The organism is Pseudomonas sp. C2.3V, from assembly GCF_058536325.1.
The window spans coordinates 127,457-151,309 of the sequence record NZ_JBZUBN010000002.1 but is presented as its reverse complement, the minus strand read 5'-3'; the positions used below and the strand labels follow the sequence as shown (position 1 = coordinate 151,309).

At 54.0% G+C, this 23,853-nt stretch carries 24 protein-coding genes and 1 pseudogene; 19 read left to right on the top strand and 6 right to left on the bottom strand.

Features of this window, described 5'->3' with window-relative positions; translation table 11 throughout:
- Positions 1–2: 2 nt before the first annotated feature.
- Positions 3–491, top strand: coding sequence for a CopD family protein (locus AC4LF3_RS20545; RefSeq protein WP_491836534.1), 489 nt, complete (start codon positions 3–5; stop codon positions 489–491).
- A gap of 8 nt (positions 492–499) precedes the next feature.
- Here the strand turns inward: AC4LF3_RS20545 and AC4LF3_RS20540 are convergent, their stop codons facing one another.
- A complete protein-coding gene (locus AC4LF3_RS20540) occupies positions 500–955 on the bottom strand; it encodes a DUF2231 domain-containing protein (protein ID WP_074825705.1) in 456 nt (151 codons plus the stop codon).
- Between the two features lie 90 nt (positions 956–1,045).
- Between AC4LF3_RS20540 and coxB the strand changes: the two genes are divergently transcribed.
- The 15 genes and pseudogenes from coxB (at position 1,046) to AC4LF3_RS20465 (ending at position 16,399) form a co-directional block, all read left to right on the top strand.
- Positions 1,046–1,984 carry a cytochrome c oxidase subunit II gene (gene coxB, locus AC4LF3_RS20535; protein WP_491836532.1) on the top strand — a complete coding sequence of 313 codons (939 nt, stop codon included), beginning with the start codon at positions 1,046–1,048 and terminating at the stop codon, positions 1,982–1,984.
- A gap of 5 nt (positions 1,985–1,989) precedes the next feature.
- On the top strand, positions 1,990–4,515 hold the full coding sequence (gene ctaD, locus AC4LF3_RS20530; RefSeq protein WP_491836848.1) for a cytochrome c oxidase subunit I: 2,526 nt from the start codon (positions 1,990–1,992) through the stop codon (positions 4,513–4,515).
- Complete coding sequence (locus tag AC4LF3_RS20525; RefSeq protein WP_074825703.1) at positions 4,515–4,862, top strand: hypothetical protein; 348 nt, start codon at positions 4,515–4,517, stop codon at positions 4,860–4,862. The genes ctaD and AC4LF3_RS20525 overlap by 1 nt, the downstream gene beginning before the upstream one ends.
- The gene (locus AC4LF3_RS20520) at positions 4,853–5,656 is read left to right on the top strand and encodes a cytochrome c oxidase assembly protein (RefSeq protein ID WP_150345927.1); all 804 of its coding nucleotides are present in this window, start codon (positions 4,853–4,855) and stop codon (positions 5,654–5,656) included. Before AC4LF3_RS20525 ends, AC4LF3_RS20520 begins: the two co-directional genes overlap by 10 nt.
- A gap of 80 nt (positions 5,657–5,736) precedes the next feature.
- Positions 5,737–5,922, top strand: a pseudogene (locus tag AC4LF3_RS20515) (GntT/GntP/DsdX family permease); the annotation flags it as partial.
- An 18-nt stretch (positions 5,923–5,940) separates the two neighbouring features.
- Positions 5,941–6,720 carry a 2-oxo-tetronate isomerase gene (gene otnI / locus AC4LF3_RS20510; RefSeq protein ID WP_491836529.1) on the top strand — a complete coding sequence of 260 codons (780 nt, stop codon included), beginning with the start codon at positions 5,941–5,943 and terminating at the stop codon, positions 6,718–6,720.
- Between the two features lie 264 nt (positions 6,721–6,984).
- Positions 6,985–7,413, top strand: a complete 429-nt coding sequence (locus AC4LF3_RS20505; protein ID WP_491836528.1) for a YsnF/AvaK domain-containing protein — start codon at positions 6,985–6,987, stop codon at positions 7,411–7,413.
- Positions 7,414–7,476: 63 nt separating this feature from the next.
- A complete protein-coding gene (locus AC4LF3_RS20500; protein ID WP_286788528.1) occupies positions 7,477–8,454 on the top strand; it encodes a YsnF/AvaK domain-containing protein in 978 nt (325 codons plus the stop codon).
- A gap of 557 nt (positions 8,455–9,011) precedes the next feature.
- Entirely contained in the window at positions 9,012–10,550 is a 1,539-nt protein-coding gene (locus AC4LF3_RS20495; RefSeq protein ID WP_197871858.1) for an MBOAT family O-acyltransferase, read from the top strand.
- A gap of 24 nt (positions 10,551–10,574) precedes the next feature.
- Positions 10,575–12,500, top strand: coding sequence for an HAD-IIIC family phosphatase (locus AC4LF3_RS20490; protein ID WP_491836847.1), 1,926 nt, complete (start codon positions 10,575–10,577; stop codon positions 12,498–12,500).
- A complete protein-coding gene (locus tag AC4LF3_RS20485) occupies positions 12,497–12,754 on the top strand; it encodes an acyl carrier protein (RefSeq protein ID WP_019363858.1) in 258 nt (85 codons plus the stop codon). The genes AC4LF3_RS20490 and AC4LF3_RS20485 overlap by 4 nt, the downstream gene beginning before the upstream one ends.
- Complete coding sequence (locus AC4LF3_RS20480) at positions 12,751–13,764, top strand: hypothetical protein (RefSeq protein ID WP_122044137.1); 1,014 nt, start codon at positions 12,751–12,753, stop codon at positions 13,762–13,764. The genes AC4LF3_RS20485 and AC4LF3_RS20480 overlap by 4 nt, the downstream gene beginning before the upstream one ends.
- Before the next feature lie 116 nt (positions 13,765–13,880).
- Positions 13,881–14,843 carry a ribonuclease Z gene (locus AC4LF3_RS20475; RefSeq protein WP_491836525.1) on the top strand — a complete coding sequence of 321 codons (963 nt, stop codon included), beginning with the start codon at positions 13,881–13,883 and terminating at the stop codon, positions 14,841–14,843.
- Positions 14,844–15,461: 618 nt separating this feature from the next.
- Positions 15,462–15,914, top strand: a complete 453-nt coding sequence (locus AC4LF3_RS20470) for a chemotaxis protein CheB (RefSeq protein WP_491836524.1) — start codon at positions 15,462–15,464, stop codon at positions 15,912–15,914.
- A 200-nt stretch (positions 15,915–16,114) separates the two neighbouring features.
- Positions 16,115–16,399, top strand: a complete 285-nt coding sequence (locus AC4LF3_RS20465; RefSeq protein ID WP_019363862.1) for a hypothetical protein — start codon at positions 16,115–16,117, stop codon at positions 16,397–16,399.
- Positions 16,400–16,442: 43 nt separating this feature from the next.
- On the opposite strand, the gene AC4LF3_RS20460 is transcribed toward AC4LF3_RS20465, so the two are convergent.
- Positions 16,443–17,048 carry a LysE family translocator gene (locus tag AC4LF3_RS20460; RefSeq protein WP_019363863.1) on the bottom strand — a complete coding sequence of 202 codons (606 nt, stop codon included), beginning with the start codon at positions 17,046–17,048 and terminating at the stop codon, positions 16,443–16,445.
- 39 nt (positions 17,049–17,087) lie between these two features.
- Entirely contained in the window at positions 17,088–17,942 is an 855-nt protein-coding gene (locus tag AC4LF3_RS20455) for an AraC family transcriptional regulator (RefSeq protein WP_010798525.1), read from the bottom strand.
- Positions 17,943–18,423: 481 nt separating this feature from the next.
- On the opposite strand from AC4LF3_RS20455, the gene AC4LF3_RS20450 reads away from it, so the two are divergent.
- Positions 18,424–18,930, top strand: a complete 507-nt coding sequence (locus AC4LF3_RS20450) for an MgtC/SapB family protein (protein WP_181123504.1) — start codon at positions 18,424–18,426, stop codon at positions 18,928–18,930.
- A gap of 246 nt (positions 18,931–19,176) precedes the next feature.
- A complete protein-coding gene (locus AC4LF3_RS20445; RefSeq protein ID WP_491836521.1) occupies positions 19,177–19,848 on the top strand; it encodes a DUF2238 domain-containing protein in 672 nt (223 codons plus the stop codon).
- A gap of 149 nt (positions 19,849–19,997) precedes the next feature.
- Here AC4LF3_RS20445 and AC4LF3_RS20440 read toward each other — a convergent pair whose 3' ends face one another.
- Positions 19,998–20,783, bottom strand: coding sequence for an alpha/beta hydrolase family protein (locus tag AC4LF3_RS20440; protein ID WP_286788536.1), 786 nt, complete (start codon positions 20,781–20,783; stop codon positions 19,998–20,000).
- The gene (locus tag AC4LF3_RS20435; protein WP_286788537.1) at positions 20,770–21,897 is read right to left on the bottom strand and encodes a DUF3182 family protein; all 1,128 of its coding nucleotides are present in this window, start codon (positions 21,895–21,897) and stop codon (positions 20,770–20,772) included. Before AC4LF3_RS20435 ends, AC4LF3_RS20440 begins: the two co-directional genes overlap by 14 nt.
- A gap of 387 nt (positions 21,898–22,284) precedes the next feature.
- On the opposite strand from AC4LF3_RS20435, the gene AC4LF3_RS20430 reads away from it, so the two are divergent.
- Positions 22,285–22,659 (top strand): NUDIX hydrolase, encoded by a 375-nt coding sequence (locus tag AC4LF3_RS20430; protein ID WP_286788538.1) that lies wholly within the window; start codon positions 22,285–22,287, stop codon positions 22,657–22,659.
- Positions 22,660–23,422: 763 nt separating this feature from the next.
- Here AC4LF3_RS20430 and AC4LF3_RS20425 read toward each other — a convergent pair.
- Positions 23,423–23,848, bottom strand: a complete 426-nt coding sequence (locus AC4LF3_RS20425; RefSeq protein ID WP_491836846.1) for a cytochrome d ubiquinol oxidase subunit II — start codon at positions 23,846–23,848, stop codon at positions 23,423–23,425.
- Positions 23,849–23,853: the final 5 nt, after the last annotated feature.

Here is a 23,853-nt window from a genome sequence, read left to right as displayed (position 1 = left end):
TTATGCCGTTGTTGAAGCTGCTGCATTTTCTGGGATTGATTGGGTGGTGCGGCAGCCTGCTCTATCTACCGGGCCTGTTGATGGCCCAGGTTCATGACATACGCAAGGCCGACAGACCTTATCGGTCTGGTACAGGCGACATTACTTCAGAGCTAGACACTCCCGTTCCGGCCCTACAGCTGCTAAGGCCTGAGCTGCTGCGCTATGTATTCACGCTCATTGCCACCCCTTGTGCGTTGGTGGCGATTATCAGCGGAACACTTCTGTTCATCCGTCACAGCCTTTTCGATCCCTGGTTGATCCTGAAGCTCAGCCTGGTAGCCGTCATGGTAGTAGGACACGCCTTATGTGGTGCGCTGATTCTGAAAAGCGATAACCTGGCGCCCAGGACCATACGGGCATGGAGCATAGGCCTGGCGGTTGCGCTCAGTCTGGCTATCGGGGGCACGCTGTATCTTGTCCTGGCCAAGCCAGGTTGGAGCGGCGCATGACTAACCGATCAGCTTTCCACGTCCACCCCAACCGCATGTTCGTAGACCAGACGGCCTCCCAGATAGCTGGCAAGGGAAATCAGTACAGCGGTAACGCCGGTCAGGTAAAAGCTCCAGAGCACGAGCTCTTCACCCCCCTGATACCGCACCATCCAGTTGAGCGAAGCCAGGGACAACATCATTACGGCCAGAATGGCATGACACCATGCTGTAATACGTCGGCGTATATCCGCCACGGTAGTAATGTCGATCAGTCCGGCGATACTGGCTACCCAACCACCCGTAGCCCCTACACCTGCCAACCACAGTCCGGCTCGTGCCCAGAACTCATCACCCGTCCACCAGAAGCCGAAATCGGCACCCACCAGTGCGATCAGTGCCGCGACGGGAAAGTGAATCAGCATGGGATGAATCGGGTGGCCCGCTACGGCGGCGCGGCTTTCGATGTTGTCGGTCGCAGGCATGCAGGACTCTCCAGTCGATGGCAGACCTTTAAATGGACCGCATGGGGACTGACAGTTCCCTTGGTAAGCGGCTGTAGCGGTACACAGTCCATGCTCGACCCCTATGGCCCAGCAGCCCGGGCCGTCGCCTGGACCTGGTGGGCCATGTTTGGTTTCTCCGCCGTCGTCCTGATAGGTGTAGTAGCGCTCTGGTTGATCGGAATGCGTCGCCCGCCGGCAGCTGTACCGGAGGAAAAGGTTGCGCGCTACAACCGCCGCTGGATTGTCTGGGGAGGCATTGTGCTGCCTTGCGTCAGTATCGTGCTATTGCTCAGCTTTGGCATTCCTCAGGGTAAACGCATGCTGCCGCTGCCAGTGGAAGGCGTACAGCCGCTCAAAGTTGAGGTGATCGGTCATCAGTGGTGGTGGGAAGTGCGCTATCCCGAAAGCGGCGTGGTAACGGCCAACCAGATGAACCTTCCGGCCGGTCGCCCGCTGGATATTCATGTCAGCAGCGCAGACGTGATCCACTCCTTCTGGATTCCGCGCCTGGGCGGCAAGATCGACATGATTCCCGGCCGCACAAACGTCATCCGTCTGGAAGCGGACCGACCAGCGACACACCGCGGGCAATGCAGCGAATTCTGCGGCATGCAGCACACCCACATGATTCTCTACAGCGAGGTCCAGACAACTGAGGATTTCGAAACCTGGATCCAGGCGCGACAGCAATGGCAGGCGCCTGCGCCAAAGCCCGAAGCCAGAGGCCTCTTTGAGCGCGAGTGTGCCGCCTGTCATCAGGTCAGCGGACTTGAGTCGCCGCTTGGAGGGATCACAGACGAAACGCTGCTGATAGGTCCGGATCTGGGCGACGTAGGTAGCCGCAGCCACCTGGGCGCCGGAGTGCTCAAAAATGAACCAGGCGCCATTCGCCGCTGGCTTTCAGAGCATCAGACCCTCAAGCCGGAAAACCGTATGCCGCCGCTGGATCACCTGGGGAATACGGAACTCGATGTACTTGCCGACTGGCTGGAGACTCTCACCCCATGAGCGACATGACCACCCATACCCACGGTGAGCAGGCCGAACAGGATCGTCTTCACCAGGATCTTGATCAGGTCTGGGGTAATCCCCGTGGCTGGCGCGCACTCAGTATCGTCAACCACACCACCATTGGGGTGCGTTTTTTGGTGACGGGCCTGTTTTTCTTTCTGGTTGGACTGCTTCTGGCCATGCTGATTCGCACCCAGCTGGCCATCCCGGGCAATACATTTCTGGGACCGGACGAATACAACCAGGTCTTCACCATGCACGGCACGGTCATGATGTTTCTGTTTGCCGTACCGATTCTGGAAGGTCTCGCCATCTACCTGCTACCCAAGATGCTGGGCGCACGCGATATGCTATTCCCACGCCTTTCATCCCTTGGCTACTGGTGCTACCTGTTCGGTGGATTGATCCTGCTGTCGAGCCTGCTATTGGATGTAGCTCCCAATGCCGGCTGGTTCATGTACACGCCCCTGTCGGACCGGGTGTACTCACCGGGACTCAACTCGGACTTCTGGCTGATCGGAATTACCTTTGTAGAAATCTCCGCTATCTCGGCAGGCGTCGAGATCGTCGTATCCATTCTTCGAGCGCGCGCCCCTGGCATGGGACTACACCAGATGCCGATCTTCGCCTGGTACATGCTCGTAGTAGCCATGATGATCCTGATCGGCTTTCCACCCATGATACTGGCAAGCCTGATGCTGGAGATTTCTCGTGCCGCCGATCTGCCCTTTTTCGATGTGGCCCGCGGGGGCGACCCTGTGCTGTGGCAGCATCTGTTCTGGCTGTTCGGCCACCCTGAGGTTTACATCATCTTTTTACCGGCCGCCGGTATCGTTTCGACCATTCTCCCGGTGTTCTGCGGGCGTCCGCTGGTGGGTTACCGCTGGGTTGTACTGGGTGTGCTGACGACAGGCTTTATCAGCTTTGGTCTATGGGTACACCATATGTTTACCATCGGCATTCCCCAACTGGCGCAGCTGTTCTTTTCGGCGGCCAGCATGCTGGTGGCGGTGCCAACGGGGATTCAGGTGTTTTCCTGGATTGCGACCCTATGGCTGGGTAAGCCTCGATTCGAGCTGCCCATGCTCTGGCTGGTAGGGTTTATCGTCATCTTTGTTGCAGGTGGGCTAACAGGCGTGATGCTCTCTCTCGTGCCGTTCGACTGGCAGGTGCACGACACCTACTTTGTCGTCGCCCATTTTCATTATGTGCTGGTAGGCGGCATGTTCTTCCCGCTGATGGCCGGCATCTACTACTGGCTACCGCATTTCTCAGGCCGGATGCCCTCCATGACGCTTGGGCGGTGGGGCTTCTGGCTGACTTTCATCGGCTTCAACATGACCTTTCTGATCATGCACTGGACGGGCCTTATGGGCATGCCACGGCGGGTCTATACCTATGAAAGCGGCCTGGGCTGGGATTTGCCCAACCTGATCTCCTCAATTGGCGGCTTCATCATGGCCTTTGGCGTTGCGACGTTTCTGCTCGACCTGTTCCTGCATTTTCGCTTTGGCGAGAAGGCCGGTAAGAATCCGTGGAAGGCGGATACGCTGGAATGGGCAACGCAATTGCCACCTACTGCCTATAACTTCGTCAGCCTGCCGGAAGTGAAGACCCGCCATCCCTTGTGGGACCAGCCGCATCTGCCGGAAGCGATCGCCAATGGCGAATATGGCCTTTCGGTCAGTAGTCATGGTCGCCGCGAAACCTGGGGTGTCGATCCGGTTACCGGACGGGTACGCCATGTGATTCACCTACCCGGCAATTCGATGTGGCCCTTTGTGCTTTCGGCTGTACTGGCTGTGATGTGCATCTGCCTGTTAGTCAGTGCCTATACGTTAGCGGGTCTGGGTGCGCTGGCGGCGCTGATCATCTGTCTGCGCTGGAGCTGGGAAAACGGCGCTCATCCCAAGGCAGCGCCTGATGCGCATACCCAGCCGGATGAGCCTCCCTTGCACTCCCGTACGTTTGACGGTCCGGGCCTCTGGGGCATGGGAACCACATTGATTTCCAACGGCTCCCTTTACCTCTCGCTATTGTTCGGCTGGTTCTACCTGTGGAGCGTGTCGCCCAATTGGCAGATTCCTTCGCAGAACCCGCTCAACCATGGACTTATGTTGGCCGCGTTGCTGCCGGCATTCATCGTCACCGGCTGGCTGCGCCGTGTCGTGAGTCAGCTCAGGGAGAAGCACATTACGCACCTAGGGTCTCAACTGGCAGGTATCACTGTGCTTGGCCTGGTGCATACGCTGCTGCTGGTCTTGGTAATCATTGAAGCGCCTTTGAAGCCTACCGAAACAACCCACGATGCCGTGCTGCTGACCATGCTGGGTTACAGCCTGCTCCACGCCGTGGTAGGTGTCCTGGCTACTGCGCTTCAGGCCTTGCGGGTGTATTGGGTGTATGTAGGGATCAATGCACCTTATGAGCCCAAGATCGTGCTGCAGTGGTGGGTTTACACCACAACGGTAGTTGCCATCAGCTACATCGCCACGGTGCTGTTTCCTCTGACCTGGAATCCTTACTGATGCGTCCAGCCCATCCCTTGCAGTTGGTTGCAGGCCTTGTTGTCTGGAGCGTGTGGTTTATCTCTATCTATGGGGGGCTTACAGTAGCCTGCCAGATCACGCCGCCTGCTGCAGAAGCTGGTGCCCTCAATCGTATAAACCTCATGCTGGGTTTGCTTACGCTCGCCACACTGGTTTTTTTGCTATGGAATGCGCGGCGCTGCTGGCAGGCTATTGGCCTCGGCGATTCCGAGGAGGCGCGTCGGCAACGCTTCCTGGCAACGCTGGGCGCTGGACTGCACCTGGTCAGCGCAATCGCCACGCTGTTTGTGGGTATTCCCATTCTGTTGATGCCGCCATGCCTCTAGCCCTGATAATCCTGCTGGGTATTGCACCTTCGGCCTATGGTCATGGGTTACTAGAGGGTCATCTGACCGAACGTCTACCTATATGGGGCTGCGCTGTACTGCTGGCTGCCATGTGGGGGCTCTATTACATAGGGCAGCGCCGGGTTCCGCCTCATCGAGGCGAGGCGCTCTGGTTTCATGCCGGCATGGTCGTCGCAGCCCTGGCAACGTTTGGCCCGTTCGATGGCTGGGCGGAAACCAGTACAGCCATGCATATGGTCCAGCATATGCTCTATATGATTATCGTTGCGCCCCTGTGGGCGCTTGCCAGACCACTGCCCCAGTGGCAGGCTGCGTTACGTGGACGCGGCCGACGCGTCTGGCATCCTATCCTGAAGGCCGGTCGCTATCCAACGGCTGCAGCCCTGCTCCATGCGCTGGCGATCTGGGGCTGGCATGCCCCTAAACCTTACCAGCTCGCCCTGGATAACCTCTGGTGGCATGTCACCGAACACATCTGCTTTCTATTTACCGGTTGGTTATTGTGGTGGTCGTGCCTGCATGCCAGTCATGCGCGTGTTCCTCAGGCGTTGCTTGCGCTTCTGCTCACACTCATGCATACCGGATTACTGGGCGCGCTTCTCACCTTCAGTACCCAAACGCTTTACCACGAATCAGGCGACCTGCCTGACCAACAGTTGGCAGGCCTCATCATGTGGGTTCCTGGCAGCCTCGCCTATATGCTGGGTCTGGGCTGGATTGCCTGGCGATGGCTGAGCCGTCAATGGCGACGGACGTCGGAGCGGGCCACCTGAGAGCCTGCCGTCAAGATTGACAGGCTTTCAGGTGCTCACGGCAAGGCGAGCCGTACGGAATGCCGCTTGTTTCCTGAGTGGTGTTGACAATAGCCATGGGCGGAGGCGGGCTCGCCATGTCTCACATCAACGATGCAGGCTACTGGATCTTCACTAAACTGGCTGGGCTGAACGTGGGCGACGGCCTGCGAACCTGGACCGTACTGACCACACTGCTGGGCTCCCTGGGGTTTATCTTGACCCTGTTGCTCTGGCCCTTTGTCTGAACACTCGAAGGAGAGACCATGCCCCGCTTCGCTGCAAACCTGAGCATGCTATATCCCGAACACGACTTTCTCGACCGCTTTGCTGCGGCCGCGGCCGATGGCTTCAAGGCAGTCGAGTACCTGTTTCCTTACGACTACCCAGCTGCCGAGCTCAAGGCACGGCTCGACGACTACGGACTTGTCCAGGTGCTGTTCAACGCACCGCCTGGGAATTGGGCGACCGGGGAGCGCGGTCTCGCCTCCCTCCCCGGTCGCGAAGCTGAATTTCGGGATAGCATCGCCCGTGCGCTGGACTATGCTGCCGCTCTGGGTAATGACCGCTTTCATGTTATGGCCGGGCTGCTGCCGTCAGGCGCAGATCGCGCAGCACACCGTGAGGTATACCTGCAAAACCTCACCTATGCGACGCAGGAAGCGGCCAAGAGTGGCCTGACGGTAGTCATTGAGCCTATCAATACGCGTGATATGCCCGGTTTCTTCCTGAACCGGCAGGATGAGGCTCAGGCCATCTGTTCAGAAGTGGGTGCTGCCAACCTCAAGGTCCAATTTGACTGCTACCACTGCCAAATCGTAGAAGGAGATATCTCTGCAAAACTACGTCGTGACATAGCAGGTATTGGGCATATCCAGATTGCTGGCGTACCGGACCGCCACGAACCAGACAGCGGCGAAATCAATTATCCCTATCTGTTCCAGCTGATTGATGAATTGGGATACACCGGTTGGATCGGCTGTGAATACCGTCCCCGTGGAAATACATCTAAAGGCTTGGCATGGATGCGTCATCTAAGCGCTTAGGTCCTTTCTTCATGTCGGCGGGCGTTTCTGCGTCCGCCTCCTCTCATCACCTCCTTTAACAGCGTTACGCTTGCTCGGTTGCATTGGGCCGACTCCTACAGACCGCTTACGTTCCTGTAAATCTTCTGGTTTTAGACACAGCTCTCAAGCAGTCTAGAACCGGCCCTACCGCTCGTAAGTTTCTCTGAACGAACCGTTCGTGACTCACTCCATTTTCACGAAGGGCATGAAAACACCCAGTTAAATCAACAGCAGGATAGACGGATGAACAACGACCAGTCTGATAGGCAAGCAACCGAAACGATACCTATCGTTGAAGAGCGTGCCGAGCTTCATAAAGAGACTGTCGAATCCGGCTGCGTCCGGATCAACAAGACCGTCGAGTCCAAGGAATACACCGTTTCTGACGCCTTGCGGTATGAGGAAACGGTTATCGAACGGGTTAAATTCGACACGCCAGTCGACCCCGCTCACCTTCCACAGGTGCGACAGGACGGTGATGTCACCATCATCCCTGTTTTCGAAGAAGTTCTGGTTGTTGAAAAACGCTTGATGTTGAAGGAAGAACTTCATGTCCAACGCGTCACTCGTGAAGCACAACGTACCGTGCCGGTCACATTGAAACGCGAAAACGTGACTGTGGAACGCAGCCACTCTCATCCGGAGTCAGATCACTCCGGTTCCGCGCGGTAATCGCAGTCTGCACCGCCCAATCGAATCGCAGCACAGCTGCCGAAGAGAACGAAAGGTGACTTTATGAAACAGCACATTCTAGTTGCAGCATTTGACCACGTTAACGAAGCAGAACAGGTTAAGCGTGAGCTTTTGTCCAAAGGCGTATCCCAAACGAACATCCGCATGGCCGCCTCTAACGAATCCCCCGTGCTCGACGGCACGACAGATACTTCCATGCGGTCCGACACCCGTACTCACGACGATGAATCGATGACCGACAAGATCGGCGGCTTCTTCCGCTCAATCTTCAGCGACAGCGACACCCATAATAGCCGCTACGCCGATACCTATCCTGAAGCGGTACGCCGTGGATCCACTGTAGTGACTGTTACCGTCAATGACGACGCACAAGTAGGTGTCGTTGAAGAAATCATGGAGCGCAATGGCGCAATTGATATCGACGAGCGCAGCGCCAATTGGAGCAACCAGGGTGCGATCGGCTCTTCAGCGACCACCATGGGCACCAGCGCCGCTACCGGGCCGGTATCGAGTGACTACCCCAACACAGCTTCTACACTGGGTGCAGGGTCCACTACCCTCGCTGACCAGACGCCTACTGAAGCGACTGACCGCACGGCCATTCCAGTCATGGAAGAAGAGCTGAAGGTCGGCAAACGTGAAAACAGCCTGGGCCGCGTACGAGTGGTATCACGTATGAGTGAGCGTCCCGTTGAAGAAACGGTCAACCTCAGCGAACAGCATGCCGTTATCGAACGTCGCCCTGTCGACCGCCCAGTCTCCACTGACGATCTTTCTGCCTTCAAATCTGGAACGGTAGAGATCCAGGAAACGGCAGAAGAAGCCGTTGTTGAGAAAACCGCTCGAGTTGTGGAAGAAGTCGTGGTAGGTAAGGAAACGACTCATCATAACGAAACGGTTCGTGACACAGTACGCCGTACCGATGTAGACATCGAAAATGACAATGTCGCAACCCGGGCTGGCATGCGTGGCACCGATCATATGGACGATGTTGATCCTACCACCCGCACCAAACGCTAATCGTCTGTTTAGCGAAAAGGCCACCTAATGGTGGCCTTTTTGTTTTTACGTTTCTGATTACTTGTTATGTGCTTGGGTTTGGTAGTTTTCTTAAATCATTTATAGGGCTGGTATTATTTTGTAATTCCGTTATTTGTTTTAAGGGGCAACAACAACCGCGTCCCATTTATGAGTGATAGCCGTCACAATTTATGGGCAATCTGGTAAAGACTCATTAACAGAACATTAATAAATAGCGCTTTTCTTTCCATACAAAGCAAACTAGATCACATAAATAAGCAAATCTGCCGCTTGAAGCGGCGAGCTTTTTTGGCAGGCGCTAAGCATAGGTGCTACACGGAGATATAGGATTTTTCTGTGGCCGAGCGCACAAACGTTTTGGATCAAAATCCCCGTACGCGACGGTGAAAGGCACTTATGCGCGGTCGGTAGTAGATGGCCGCGGTGGATATCAGTGATAGCCATTCATGATGCAGTGCCAAGGAAACCACCCCGCTCTGGCTTGTCGCCGGGCGAGCCCTTGGCCATGGAACGGCGTTGTTAAGAGGATCAGGACGATGCTTTTTAACTCGTTTGCGTTTATAGCCGGATTTCTTCCAGTCGTACTATTAGGCTTTTTTGTATTGGGTGGGACGGGTCGACAACGCCTGGCGATCGTCTGGCTGACACTCGCCTCCCTGGTATTTTATGGTTGGTGGAACCCAGCCAACGTTCCGCTGTTGGCCGCAAGCATGATCTTTAATTACCTGCTGGGTGGCTATCTACTTCGCAACCCTTCCCGCTGGGCCCTGACACTAGGTATTGCCGCCAACCTGGCACTGCTGGGGTACTACAAATACACCGGTTTTCTGCTCGGTACGCTTGATGATGTGCTCGATACAGGCTGGACGGTCAGTGACATCATTCTACCCCTGGCCATTTCGTTCTTCACGTTCCAGCAAATTGCCTATTTGGTCGATGCACACGACGGTGAAGTTGTTGAACATGATTTTCTCAACTACTGCCTTTTCATTACCTTCTTTCCGCACCTGATCGCCGGACCGATTACCCATCACCGTGAGATGCTGGAGCAGTTTCGCGAACGCAACAACTTCAAACCCCGCCTGGATAATCTCACTATTGGCACCACTATCTTCCTGCTGGGGCTATTCAAGAAGGTTGTTATCGCCGACCCGCTGGGTGAAAAAGCTTCGCCGGTGTTTGCATTGGCAGCCGACGGCGTGACGCCGTCTTTCTTCGACGCATGGACCGGCGCGCTTACCTACACCCTCCAGATCTATTTTGATTTTTCCGGCTATAGCGACATGGCGATCGGCCTGGGGCTTCTTTTTGGAATAAGCCTACCGGCCAACTTCAACAGCCCGTTCAAGGCACGCAACGTGATCGACTACTGGTCTCGCTGGCACATGACGCTGACACGCTTTCTGACCGCCTATATCTACAATCCCATCGTCATGCGGATTACCCGTGCACGGCTGGCTGCCGGTAAGCCCCTGCCCAAGCGCGGAAAAATGTCGCTTGGTACCTTTGTAGCGCTGGTGGCCTACCCTACCCTTTTCACCATGTTCATTTCCGGCGTCTGGCATGGGGCCGGCTGGCAATTCGTAGCGTTCGGGCTACTCCACGGTTTTTACCTTGTGGTCGCCCATGGCTGGCGCGCCTATAAGGTCAGTAAAGGCTGGAAGCTCGACAGTGACAACCGAATCCATCAGGTCGCTGCATTGCTGCTCACCTTCACCTGTGTGGTGGTGGCCATGGTGTTCTTCCGAGCCGAAAGCGTGTCCGCTGCCATGGCAATCCTTACCGGCATGGTGGGCCTGAGCGACGTCTCGACCAAGCTCGACAAGTCCGATTTTCTGGCCATCGCTATGTTGCTGGCCTTTGTCTGGACCATGCCCAATATCGGCCAGTGGATGCATCACTTCCGCACTGCCCTGAACTTTCGGCCAAAGGAAAACTGGATCGAACACTGGTTCCCCTTCGTGGCGTGGCGGCCTACGCCAGTGCTAGGCGCTGCCTTGGGTGTACTGGGCTTTTTTGCCTTGGCCTCTGCGTTCTCTGCGGCCCCGACCGAGTTTCTTTACTTCCAGTTCTAAGTGTCGAAACAGGAGCATTCCATGATGGACCTATTACCCTGGCTTCCCCCTCATCCAGATCTCGGCGCAGCGATCAGCGAGGCCAAGCGAGAGGCAGACCCTGCCAAGCGGCTTAGTCAGGCGGCTTACTTATCTGGATTTCGACGCGACTTCACCCTTACCGCCCGACTGGATAAACTTGCCGCAGAAGGACTGAGTGATCTCACCACAGCAGGAGATCTGGTAGCCCTAGGTTTGCGTCCCTTGCGCATCGCCCTGCTTTCCTCCCATACCGTGGACCATCTCGTTCCTGCCATTCGGGTCGCAGGTCTCTCCCGGCGTCTGGCCTTGTCCGTGTATGTTGCCCCGTATGGCATGTATCGACAGGCCTTACTAATGGACGACCCTGCGCTATCGTCCTTTGCCCCTCAGGTGATTCTGTTGGCCGTGGATGCAAAAGACACTGCCCTGCAGCTGCCCCTGGATGCATCAGAGGCGCAGGTTTCAAGCGCCGTTGAGACGCGTATTGAGGAGTTACGCCACCTCTGGCGCCTCGCCCGGGAACGTTACGCAGTGCAGGTTATTCAGCAAACGCTTGTCACTACAGAACCCTTGCTGTTCGGCTCATTCGAAGCCCATGTTCCAGCCGCGCCCTTTGCCGTAATCGAGCGGCTCAATACCGCCATCCGGGCAGCGGCAAGGGAAGAAGGTGTACTGCTGATGGACCTGGCGTGGCAAGCTGCACAAGGGATGTATGGCACCGGTCTGGCTGAGCCTGTGCGGTGGCATCAAGCCAAACAGCTGGTCAGCCCAACGCTGGCCCCCCTTTATGGCGATCAGCTGGCAAGGGTTGCTGCTGCCGGGGTCGGTCTCTCACGCAAGTGCCTGGTCCTGGACCTTGATAACACTCTGTGGGGCGGCGTGATTGGCGACGATGGTGTTCATGGCATCCAGATAGGCCAGGGATCACCGGCCGGTGAAGCGTTTCTGGCATTCCAGCATTACGCAGGGAATCTGGCCAAACGAGGCATCATTCTCGCGGTCTGTAGCAAGAACGATCTGGCAGTAGCTGAAGCGGCGTTCGACCACCCGGAAATGGGTCTCAAGCGCTCCGATATCGCCGCCTTTGTCGCCAACTGGGAAGACAAGGCCGGCAACCTGCGGCGTATCGCCTCCCTGCTCAATATCGGCCTCGACAGCCTGGTCTTTGTCGACGACAACCCGGCTGAGCGTGACATTGTTCGCCGTGAGCTACCCGAGGTGGCGGTGCCGGAACTTCCCGAGGATGTAGCCGACTACCCTGCTCGCGTAGCGGCTGCCGGTTATTTCGAGACAGTCTCGTTCACCACAGACGACACTGCACGCAGCCGTCACTATGCCCTTAACGCCGAACGCAAGGTTGCCATGAGCCAGGCAACCGACATGGAAGGTTACCTGCGCGGTCTGCAGATGGTTCTTACCGCTACCACCATCGGTCCGGCAGAGTTGATCCGTACCACGCAGCTGATTAACAAGACCAATCAGTTCAACCTTACGACGCGCCGCTACAGCGAAGCGGAGGTCGAACGCCTTGCAGCAGATAATCGTGCAGTTGCCCTTGCGGTGCGCCTGAGCGACAAATTCGGTGATAACGGCCTGATCAGCGTAGTTCTTGCACGCGCAGATACCGCATGGGCTCAGGATGAACTTCTTATCGATACCTGGCTGATGAGCTGCCGCGTCCTGGGCCGTCAGGTAGAAGAGGCCGTCCTCGACGTACTGATCAAACGCGCAACGGCAGCTGGCTGGGCAGCGCTCATCGGCGAATATCGCCCTACCGACCGGAACGGCATGGTTGCCGAACATTATGCAGCGCTGGGCTTCGATCATTGCCCAGTACCTGAAGGCGCTATCCCCAACGCCAGCTTCTGGCGTTATGACCTGCTCTCACCCCGTACTTCCCGCCACTTCATCGAGGTTACTGACGTATGAACGATAAGGACATTCTCAACGCACTGACCCAGGTCTTCCGCGACGTGTTCGATGACGACGACATTGTGCTTGCACCAGACATGACCGCTGACAACATCGACGGCTGGGACAGCCAGACGCATGTCATCCTGATCGTGGCGGCAGAGCAGCGTTTTGGTATCAAGTTCAGGACCGCAGAGCTTGAGTCACTCAAGAATGTGGGCCATTTCGCTCAGCTGATCCAATCCAAACTCGAAGGAGCGGCGGTGTCATGAAGACTTCAGCAGCAGATGACAAGCCCACCTCCAGTTCCGGCAGCAGGATTTCTGCCGGCTACCTGCTGGCACTGTTTGGCGGAATGGCGGGAGCCCTCGCGGCGTTCTGGATGCTGCTGCTCGGCCTGCGCGGCACAGATAACCTGCCCCCACCGGCATTTTCCAATAGCCTGTGCGTTGACGAAAAACTCAGCTTTCTACGTGAAAATCCCATCGAATCGCCAGACCTGCTGGTGATAGGGTCATCTGTAGCCTGGAGGCATATCGATGGTGATGCCATCGTCAGGCATTCCCCAGGTACGCGCCCGCTGAACGGCGCCTTCTGTGGTCTGCATGCCAATCAATCGGTATACGTTGCCAACTGGCTACTTGACCGGGAACCTACCGTCAGGCATGTCCTGATGGTAGTCGACCCCCAGGACTTTGCGGGTTGCTGGCGTGTTTCGGCTGCCGTATTCAATCGCAACGATGTTGATCAGTACGTGTATGAGAAAACGTCACCCTGGCTTTATTACATGCACTATTTCTCACCCGGCTCGCTGATGCGCAATGCCTTGAAGGTAAAAGATCAGCGCGCCAACCGTATCGAGTTCGATCCCTTGGTGTTCAATCGCCATGGGGACGGCCCGCTCAATACGGTGAACAGTCGTGAATTGCTTTATGGCCGCCCGGAAGCGCTGGATTCAACCTGTTTCAATGCCCTGCAAACTCTGGCTACCCGTTTGTACCAGGAGGGACGGCAATTAACGGTCGTATCCACGCCATTACATCCTGACTGGAAAGCCCAGCAAGATCCAACAGGTGTATTTCTGGCTAATTTCGACCAGCAGCTTGCTACCGCCCTGGCGCCAACCAAGGCCCAGTATTGGAATGGCGACAAGGAATGGATTACCGCCAAAACATCCTTCATAGATGCAATCCACCTGCGCTGGTCGGCCGCCCAGAAGTTTTCCGAGGCCATGGTGCAAGAGATCCGAATCGCCAGAAATGACGTCGCGCCTGGAACCTGAGCGTTCTGAAATACGCCGACACGGAGGTCGGCAAGTCTCATGCTCACCACCTTGCAGCTATCTGCGATATACACTATGTCTTGATACTGGTGCGGCACCGATAAATAGAGGCATTGGTGGATTTACTATTTCTGGGCACGTCCGCCGGCGTACCGACCAAGAAACGCAACGTGACCGGGCTTGCCCTACAGGAAGAGATAGGCAGTGACTGGTTTCTGATTGATTGCGGCGAGGCAACTCAGCACCGGCTACTGCGTACACGTCTGTCGCTGCATGATCTGCAGGCCATCTTCATTACACATGTCCATGGTGACCACTGTTATGGCTTGCCAGGCCTCCTGGCCAGCGCAGGCATGTCAGGCCGAAAGAAGCCACTTCCCATCATTGCCCCGGCGGGCATTGCCGAATGGTTTAACGCGACTCGACAATTCACCCAGCTGTACCTGCCCTTTGACGTAGAGTTTCTGCCGGCTGAGGCGCTGGGGCACTGGGCATTTCCACGGTGGACGGTCGATGCTACGCCCCTCTCCCATCGCGTGCCCTCTTTCGGCTATCGGTTTACCGAAACAGCCCGTGAACCTCATCTAAACACTGAAAAATTGAATGCCGAAGGTATTGCACGCGGCCCAATCTGGGGACAGCTGCGTAAAGGCATTGATGTGGTACATGAAGGCCAAACGTTTAAAAGCGCCGATTATGTGTACTACCCCCATGCGGCTCGCTGCCTGGTCGTCTGCGGTGACAACGATCAGCCCGAGCTGTTGCGGACCTTTTGCCAGCCAGCTCAGGTGCTTGTTCATGAGTCGACATATACACAAGATATTGCAGACAGGGCTGGCGATACATTCGGACATAGCTCAGCGGCCGGGATTGCGAGCTTTGCCCAATCCAGCGGGCTGCCCAATCTTGTCCTGACGCACTTTAGCGCCCGCTATCAAGCCAATCCGGAGCAGTCTCCCTCCATTGAGGATATCCGTAGTGAGGCTGAACACCATTACCAGGGCTCGCTGTTTCTGGCAGAAGACCTTGCTCGATATCGGCTAGCCAAAACAGGGGTACTAAGCCTTGTTTCTGTGTGATTACTAGGTAGATGAGACCGGTAGCATCGTATGTCCTTGAACGCTCACGCCATTGGCTCACTGCTTACGTCCAGCGTCGGCAGAAAGTAGCAGCCGTAATCCGGAATTAAAGCTTATCTGTTTCAGCTACGTAGTCGTATATAAAGATTGATGAATGTTTCAAGATATTACAGGATTAAGACCTAACAGATAGGTCCATAGTTATACACGTACAATTTTCATGTAGAAGATTAAAAAGCAAATCTGCACAATTGCGCCGTTCCAACGAAGCGCTATCTTAATCAGCGTCTGGTATCTACTTAGCAAAACTTGTATTTGAATAAAGTTCAAAGAATTTAATAACTTAGCAATTCTGCAACTTATCTTTTACCCAGCTTTCCATTGAATACAGGTTGTATTTGAACCTGTTCTGTAGTGATGTCATAGCTCATGAAGTGTGCTCCTCTGTATCGCCGCGTTTAGTGTGTTGGCGAAGTTGTTGTACTCGCGGCGATACAGTTTTTTATTCCCGTTGTTTTTCCGTCTGTACGCAGCCGCATACGGAGCGTGAGGGCAGTAAGCCGGAGTTACCTTTTCATCAGGACATGCTTTCACAGCGTTTTGCATGAGAAGTTTAAGATGAGCTCAATCAACAACATTGTAGTTATTACCTCCTCCCTTCCTGGTCTTAGAGCCTTATGCCAGCTCGCCAGCACGTTTCCTTCCCGCCTGGAAACCTGTGTCGTTGTGATGCTTCGTGTAGCAACCGACAGCCCTGTAGAGGCGCTCGTAACGCTTATGGGACGCTATACCTTCCTTCCCGTAAAAGTATGCACACCCGGCGAGTTACTCGTGGCGGACTGCGTCTATCTCACTCCGCCTGGGTATCAAGTCACTATAGAGCCCAAGGGCATGATCAGGCTTAAACGGCTTGACTGTGCAAGGCATGAGCATGCCTCAGCAGATGAACTGTTCACGTCTGCAGCCAAGGTATTTGGGCCGCGTACAATAGGCGCGGTGTTATCAGCATCGGGACGAGACGGCGTCGAGGGCTTGCGCGCCATCAAAGGCGCCGGGGGATCTGCATCGTAGAGGATCAAAGACAGGCTATTAGCTCGACCACGGCTATTCATGAACTTAGCGCCTGTAACCCGAACTACTGCGTGCCGGTAAAAGAAATGGGGCTTTTGCTTGCCCAACTAACGACTCAGCACTAACCCGCTTCATGTGACATCGCGACGGATCGTATTTAACCGTTTTTGCTTAATGATCAATGCTGCAAGAGGTATCTTATGTCCGTGCCTGAGTTTTCTGACAAGGAAATCCTCACCTACACACTGGATGTCTTGAGAGAGCAGATTTGCCTGTATCGCGAACAGGTACCTGCCCCACTGCTTAACAATATCGAACAGGTTTTGGGTGGGCCGGTATGCAAGCCAGCCGAAGAACTCGAACAGCTGCGTTTCAACCAGTGGCTAGCATTGCACGCGTTCGATGCTCCTCTGGATGTTCATGAGAGAAAATGGTTATGGAAGGGCTGGCTGGCTCGAGCCAAATATCCTGAAAGTACTACATGAAGACAGCCATAGTTAGGCCAGACAGTTAACTATGGGACAAACATCAAAGCAGGCTCAGCCAAGCCGATCCCAATAACAGCAGGCCCATGAGACGGTTGAAGTATCTGACACGGGTGGCAGAATCGAGCCAGCGCGAAACGCTTGCGCCCAGCACTGCCCATGCCGTCAGACACGGAATCGATATCGCAAAGAATACAGATGTCAGCTGTACCACCTGTGCGGCCTTGTCTGACCCTGCTTGCGTAAACACGCTGATAACGGCGATGGCCATCATCCAGGTCTTTGGATTTATCAGCTGCAACCCGGCCGCGCCGCCAAACCCGACGCGCTTGTCATTGGCCATGGACTCACTCATCTCATTCAATGGCGTGGCTGGGCTGCTAAAGATCTGCCAGGCCAGATAACTCAACCACAGCACGCCGGCAGTGCTCATCACGAGCTGGATCAACGGGTAGCTCGTCAGGCTTTCGCCAATCCCCACGCCTGTTACCAGCACGATACCGGCCGCGCCCGCACACCCACCCAGCACAATAGGTAATGCCTTCCAGAATCCATAGCGGGCACTGTGACTTAGCACCAGGATGTTGGTAGGCCCTGGAGTGATGGAGGCTACCAGAGAGAACAGAATGAACGGCACAGAAATCATCATATTGACTCCACAGTTATACGGCTGAAGTCGATTGTGGTGTTAGCTGCGTGAGGCGTCTGGAAGATTTGAGCAGCGCTTGCGGTAGCTGGCTGGAGTCAGCCCATAGGCGCGGCGGAACCAACGGCCCATGTGGCTCTGATCCGCAAAACCGAGTCTCATGGCAACCTCGGCCGGTTGATCGCCTTTCGCCAACATAAAACGAGCCTTGGCGAGTCGCAGCTGGATGAGGTAAGCATGCGGTGCCAAACCAAAGGCGGCCTTGAAGGCTCGGGTCAAGCGAAATCGATCCACACCTACGGTATTAGCAAGCTCATCCAGGCCTACATCGTCCTGCATGTGAGCGTGAAGATAATCTCGAACGCGATAAGCCACCAACGGAAGTCTGGGATCATAAGCTCCCCGCATTCGCCATTTCACATGGTCGGTCAGCTTGATCAGCAATTGATCCAGCGCGGTCTGCCTTACTATTCTCAACTCATTGTATTCGAGCGCCTTGAACGCATCGGCAATAGCGATCATGAGTTCGGTCTGATCGGTCAGTGTCGCGCCAAAACTGGGAAGGCATTGTACAGGCGCATCCTCATGCAACATCCTCAGCTCACGCTCGATCCACTGCGGCTCCAGATAAAGCATGGAGTAGGTAAACCCACCCTCTGCCGGCGCATGGCCGTCGTGAATCTCACCCGGCTCAAGCATGAAGACCTTACCAGGGGTGCTGACGTGCAGCGCATTCCGGCAGCTGAACTGCTGCACGCCTTGCTCGGTAAACCCTACAAGATAGCTGTCATGCCAATGGGGATCATAGGCATGACCCTCAAAATGAGCACGAATGGTCTCGATACCGGTTTCGGCGTCCTGGTTCAGGTGAACCCAGCTTTTCCTGTCGTCTGTCATAGTTAGGACTTTCGCCTTGATATCATGGACGGCAACAAACAGATCGTCTTGGGATCGTATCAGCCTCTTTCCGATTGAATCTGGAACATTTGTGCAGTCATATTGAGCGTTGGCTTAATTGGCGCGGCCAGGACCAACCCAGGAATCTGTTCAAACGACATGCGTGCAGACCAACATCCCGCTTGTTTCTTGGAACAGTAGCGGTCAGATCTCGAAGCGATTTAACCCGGTTTCTAGAACCAGTCTTTCCGCCTGAAAAGAGTACCATCGAAAAACACGGGACGTATTGGTGCTTACGCCTAATAGCCGTAGTGTGCGATTTCTTGCTCTCCGTGAATAAACAGTAAAGTAAATTCTATGTTTGACAAACGATCGTTAACGGCGGTTAAAAGCGAAAAGTGCATGCGTCTGCAGCTAAATTTCCTTTGCAGACTCAGCGCCGCTTGTTGGGGCCGGAACAGCCCTTATATAGGAATGTGTAATGAGCGATGCTTGGGAAATTATCAAGGCCACTCTATGTGAGGAGTTCGCCGACTTTCTTGATCCTGCGCAGACAACACGTCTTGTGCTTCGCCTAACGCTGGCAGCCTTTTTAGGAGGGCTACTGGGTTTAGAGCGTGAACAATCTGGCAAGGCGGCAGGTATTCGTACCCATATGCTAGTTGCCTTGGGTTCAGCCCTCTTTGTCCTCATTCCTTCGATGATGGGAGTTGGTAGTACCGACCTTAGTCGTGTCATACAGGGACTGGTTACAGGAATAGGCTTCCTTGGCGCAGGCACAATAATAAAAGGCCACGACTTGAATCATGTGAAGGGCCTGACGACCGCTGCCGGGATCTGGTTGACCGCTGCGATCGGCATGGCGGCGGGTTCGGGCCGGGAAATGGCAGCTATCTTTTGTACCCTCCTAGCACTAAGCATTTTTTTCCTGCTACCGCGGATACTCCCACTAAATGACCAACCCTCCACCAAGTCAGACGATATCTAATCCTATGGGCTTAAAGCCTGCCTGAGGTGATAAACCCCGCGGGATGGCTTACTGCTTCCGGCTTGCCAAAACCTGCATGCATGAGCATTAGGGACGGGTTATCAGCCGCTTATGGAAAGGCGCCTCTCAAGGAATCTTCACGCGTCTAAGCACGTCAGTATAGAAGTAGGTAAGCACTCGGAGCGCTGAGTGGACAGCATTATCCAGTTTCCGACTGTTTTGATTTAGGCGTTGTCAGGAGTTTTCATGAGAGAGGATTCGTATCGTCGGTACGTCCTGACGCTAACGGTTGTATTTGGAGCGATCTGGGTTTTACTGGCGATTTCTCCCGTTAAACGGGGGGATTGGCTGATGGAAAATCTGCTTGTCGTGCTGTTTGTGTTGGTTCTAGCGATTAGCCACCGGAAATTCATGTTTTCACGTACCTCATTCAGCCTGGTTTTTCTGTTTCTCTGCATTCATGAGGTAGGTGCTCACTATACATATGCTCAGGTGCCATACAATGCCTGGTGGCAGGCATTAACCGGCCAGACGCTTGATGAGGCCATGGGGTTTCAACGTAATCAATTCGACCGCTTGGTGCACTTTAGTTATGGCTTGCTGCTGGCTTACCCTATCCGCGAGGGTTTACTGCGACTAGTCCCGGTGCGTGGTCTTCTAAGCTACTTCCTGACGCTCAATCTCATACTCTCGTCGTCGGCCGTGTACGAGCTTATCGAATGGATCGGAGGTGCCTATCTGGGTGGCGATGCCGCTAAGGCATTTGTAGGCGCCCAGCAGGACCCATGGGACTCGCAAAAAGACATGGCAATGGCGACGGTAGGAGCGATTGTCATGCTCTTAGGTGCTGCGACAGTCAATGCATTTCACCGACAAGATTTTGCCCTGCAGTGGGCAAACCGCTTCAAGCAACGGTAGAGCTGCTTGATATAGGGGCTCTCTTTGTGCCACCGGTAGCCGAAGAATACCGGTGACGGGCAGTACAAAGCCCTTATATCCCCTCTTATACTCTGCGCTTAAGGCTACGGACATTGGCAAATATCCCCGGCCATACCATGCTGCCTCCCTTACAGACTAGTTGTGCTTGCTACAGACAATTCTCCGGGCATTCCACCACCGACACGAGCTCCAACAATCATCTCGGTTGCCCAGCTAACGAGAATAGCGGTATAGGCTTGCTGATAGGTCTCTCCATTTAGACCATGATCTGCACCCTCTATAATCCGGTGTGTCAGAGAGCGGGTATGCTGAAAGGCCGCACGGTAATTCATGATGGTCGTATGGGGGACAAAGTCATCATGCTCAGACTCGACAACCAGAACATCACCCTTGAATTGAGCGCAGGCAGCCAACGCCCGATTTTCAGAGGAATGAATACGGCTGTTTCGATAGTGGCTTAAATCCTCTTTGTTGAGCTGCCGCTTAGGGACCGTCCAGTCCTCGTCACGGTATAAGGCCGGAACTCTTAAGGCTAGCCATTTAACAGGCCGCATTGAGGTCAAGATGGCGGATAGGTACCCCCCATAACTCGTACCGACCACAGCGATAGCCTCAGCGTCCACCTGAGGGTGTTTAGCCAGACGATCATAAGCTGCAAGTACATCACGTAAACTGTCCTCACGCGTGATGTGCTGCTGCTTGTCTTGAGTCAAACCGTGACCACGCATATCGAAAGTCATGCATACACAGCCGAGGCCGGCTATTCCTTTGGCCCTGCCTAGGTCACGTTGCTGACTGCCTCCCCAACCGTGCACGAAAAGAACACCGGGAACCTTGGCATCGGGCGTCAGGAAGGTTCCAGCAATGTGTTCATCATCCACTTGGAGCTCCAGCTGTTCACTACGGGTTGCCATACGGTTCTAGCCTCGCACTTTTCGTTATAAAACCGATCTCGGGATCGTGGCCTTGATAAAAGACTACGGCTTGTGCAAAAGGCTTTTCATGGTAGTCATAGGACTCTCGAGACGTGGCCTTGAGGATATGAAGTGAGTCGTCGGCTGCAAATGCTTCAAGAGCGAGGATCTCCGCACTCGTTGCGCCACCCATTCGCCAGGATTGTTCAAGAACGCCAGAAACCCATTGGTTAGAGATATTGTGCCCTTGGACAACATCATAGTTGCGGCGCGATGAAAAAAAGCCTGGATAACACATGGCAGCCGCTGCGTCATATCGCCTAGCCTGCTCTATCGCAAGCTTTATCGAGGCGTCGGGCGAGTGCACGCAGAGTTCATCAAAACCACCCCTGACTACTATTAACTCAGACCCACCATAGACCCAGCAGCCGTTGTGGTCCTGAACCAGACGTTGAGTACCGTAGTAAGAAGCTAGGTGATCACCAATTTTTATCTGACCAACGCTTAGGGTCGTGACATCCTCAAGCGCTTCTTCCAGTACCAGACCGAAATGGGACAATTCATCGTTATCCTGTTCTGCAAGAGCAGACTCCGCCTGGGCACGTGTGGAAACTACGATTTGCCCACGTCCTGCCGTTGCCCTGACAGGTTTGATCCGAAACGGCCCCTTTTCCAATAATCGCCTGGCTGCTTTTCGCGCATCCTCTTGGCTAAAGACTGAAAAGCCGTTCAGGCATACGCCCTCTAGATGATTGCAAAGATCATAGGACCATCCTTTTGGGGCATATGCACCTGGGCTGACAAGGGGATGAGTAATCGCTTTTGTACCCATAAAGGCTTCAGGAACAACGCCACCCAGGAGATCTCTTTCAGTCTTTATGCTCAACGCGTTGGCAGCTTCCACACCTACTATCGTCTGCGAAGGAACGTAGTAGAGGGGTCTATCAGCGGCTAACTGAGGGGCGTATTCGCCTTCAAATACACTGTGCCTGAGAATAGCGACCCGTCTTGCTATTTCGGTATGCGATTGCTTTTCATGCTCCGGGGCGTGCTCACGATTAGACAAAGTGACAACGGCTTCCTGAGCGCTGCCAGATGAGTTTACTGCCAACATGAGCATGGCTCCTCTTTCAGCTCAGGAAACCTTCCTGAGACTAGGTATCAGTGTCCCTAAAATCCTCTATTCATTCCTAACTGCTACCAGGTTGTCTTAAATGAGTCATAAGAGCAGCGCTAATAACATTAGCTTACTTACATAGACAGACAGCCTATCCGGATATATCCATGATCTGAACGAAGCAGCAGCATTTATTTACAATATCCTTATCAGAAGCTGATGTCAGGTTTTAATGAGGCTGGTACTCGAGCGCTTGGCTAACCATGTTAGATCTGACAACCAGACTAACGGCAGATAAGTTGTGGAACCATTAACTATTTATCAGTTCATTGCTTTAGTAACTGAAAAAATCATATGCCTTAGTAACGCAGAAGTAGTGCTCTGATGGATAAATCAATACCGGCTCGAGCCACCATAATCTGCAAGCGAGATGACAAGGTTTTGCTCGTTCGTAAGGCGGACTCAAAATGGAACCTACCTGGCGGCAAAATAGAAATTAATGAGACACCTGATACAGCAGCCATACGTGAGTTAAGCGAGGAAACGGGGTTACAGAAATGTGAATTTACCTATTTAGCCAGGATGGAGCTTACCCGGACTTGCCATTATATATTCAAGACTTTCATAGAGGATAAAGAAGTACCTGAGCCGCTTAATGAAATAGCCGCCTGTCGCTGGTTCTCAATGAGCGAGATGAAAAAAAGCAAGGTTCGTAAAACGGCTAGGCGGGTTATTAAGAGCTTTGATGAAAACGTGTAAAGTTTGTCAAAACCGCTCTCTTTAATAGTATCCGCTGGTTTACCTAGAATAGATTTACGTGCTTCTCTACCTAGCACTACGCTACAGTTACTTTAGGCTTTATAAGCATTCCGTTATTAGTTAACGTTGATTTTCTCTGTATGCGTTGCCTTTGTGTGCTATACGACTGCACTCTGACTCTAAGAGAAGACTGCTTTTCAACAGTCGCCGTCTTGTCTAGCCTACTTAAGACCAAGCCATGTAAGTTTACAATACTCGATCGAAAAACATGCCTCTCTTACAGCGCAGCGCCATACCCTCCACATAATCTCCAACAATCTGCGGCCACTTAGAACTGCTAACAAAACCCATTTTTATAGGCAAGCATAAGCTTGATACTCGCTGAAATTTTTTATCCTTGGCCTGCTGCAGGGCTCTCTTAATAAGGTTTTGTTAGCGGCTCTTACTAGGATTAATGATGACCCTTGTTTAGGCACTGTACATTTAAAGGGTGCGATAGTTTTCCCGAATTCAGACCAATGGTGCCTGTATGGTTGAGCATCAAGACCCGCGGCCTTTCCAATTAATACAACTTATCTACTCGCCATGTGAGGTAGTCATGACCAAGGAACGTAATCAGCCAGTACACCAAAGCCCACGCGGAACGCCTGATACACCGGCTGGAGATAAGGCTGATACCGATGATGATCGGGTTGGGCCGGCACCTATTCCAGGAGGCTGCGACATGACTGAAAAAAACAGTTAGCGCTTATAGGCGCACATCTTAGCTATCGCCTGTAGGCACCTGGTTCTTTGGCCTGATCTTTCCACGAAAAACCCAGAAGCCAAAGGTGCTATACACCAGCGTAACGGGTATCAGAATAGCAAAGCCTCCTAGCACAAGCAGTTGGCTCAAAGGGGCCGAGGAGGCCTGCGAAATTGTGAGAGTGGGCGGTATAACCAAAGGGTACAACGCAACGATCATTGCCCCATAAGTCACTATGAACCAACCGAGTACAGCAAATAGGGGTAGAAAATGATGCGTCCAAGAGAAAGCGCGCCAAAAGACGATCATCAGCCCTACCAGCAACAGCGTAATTGGTCCTCCAATTGACGGCTCCAGCCAGCGCTCCTCATTTACGTATTCAAGCCAAACGTCCAGGTGACAATACCGGCAAGCAAAACCAATGTGATCGGGGCAAGGATCCATCTTAT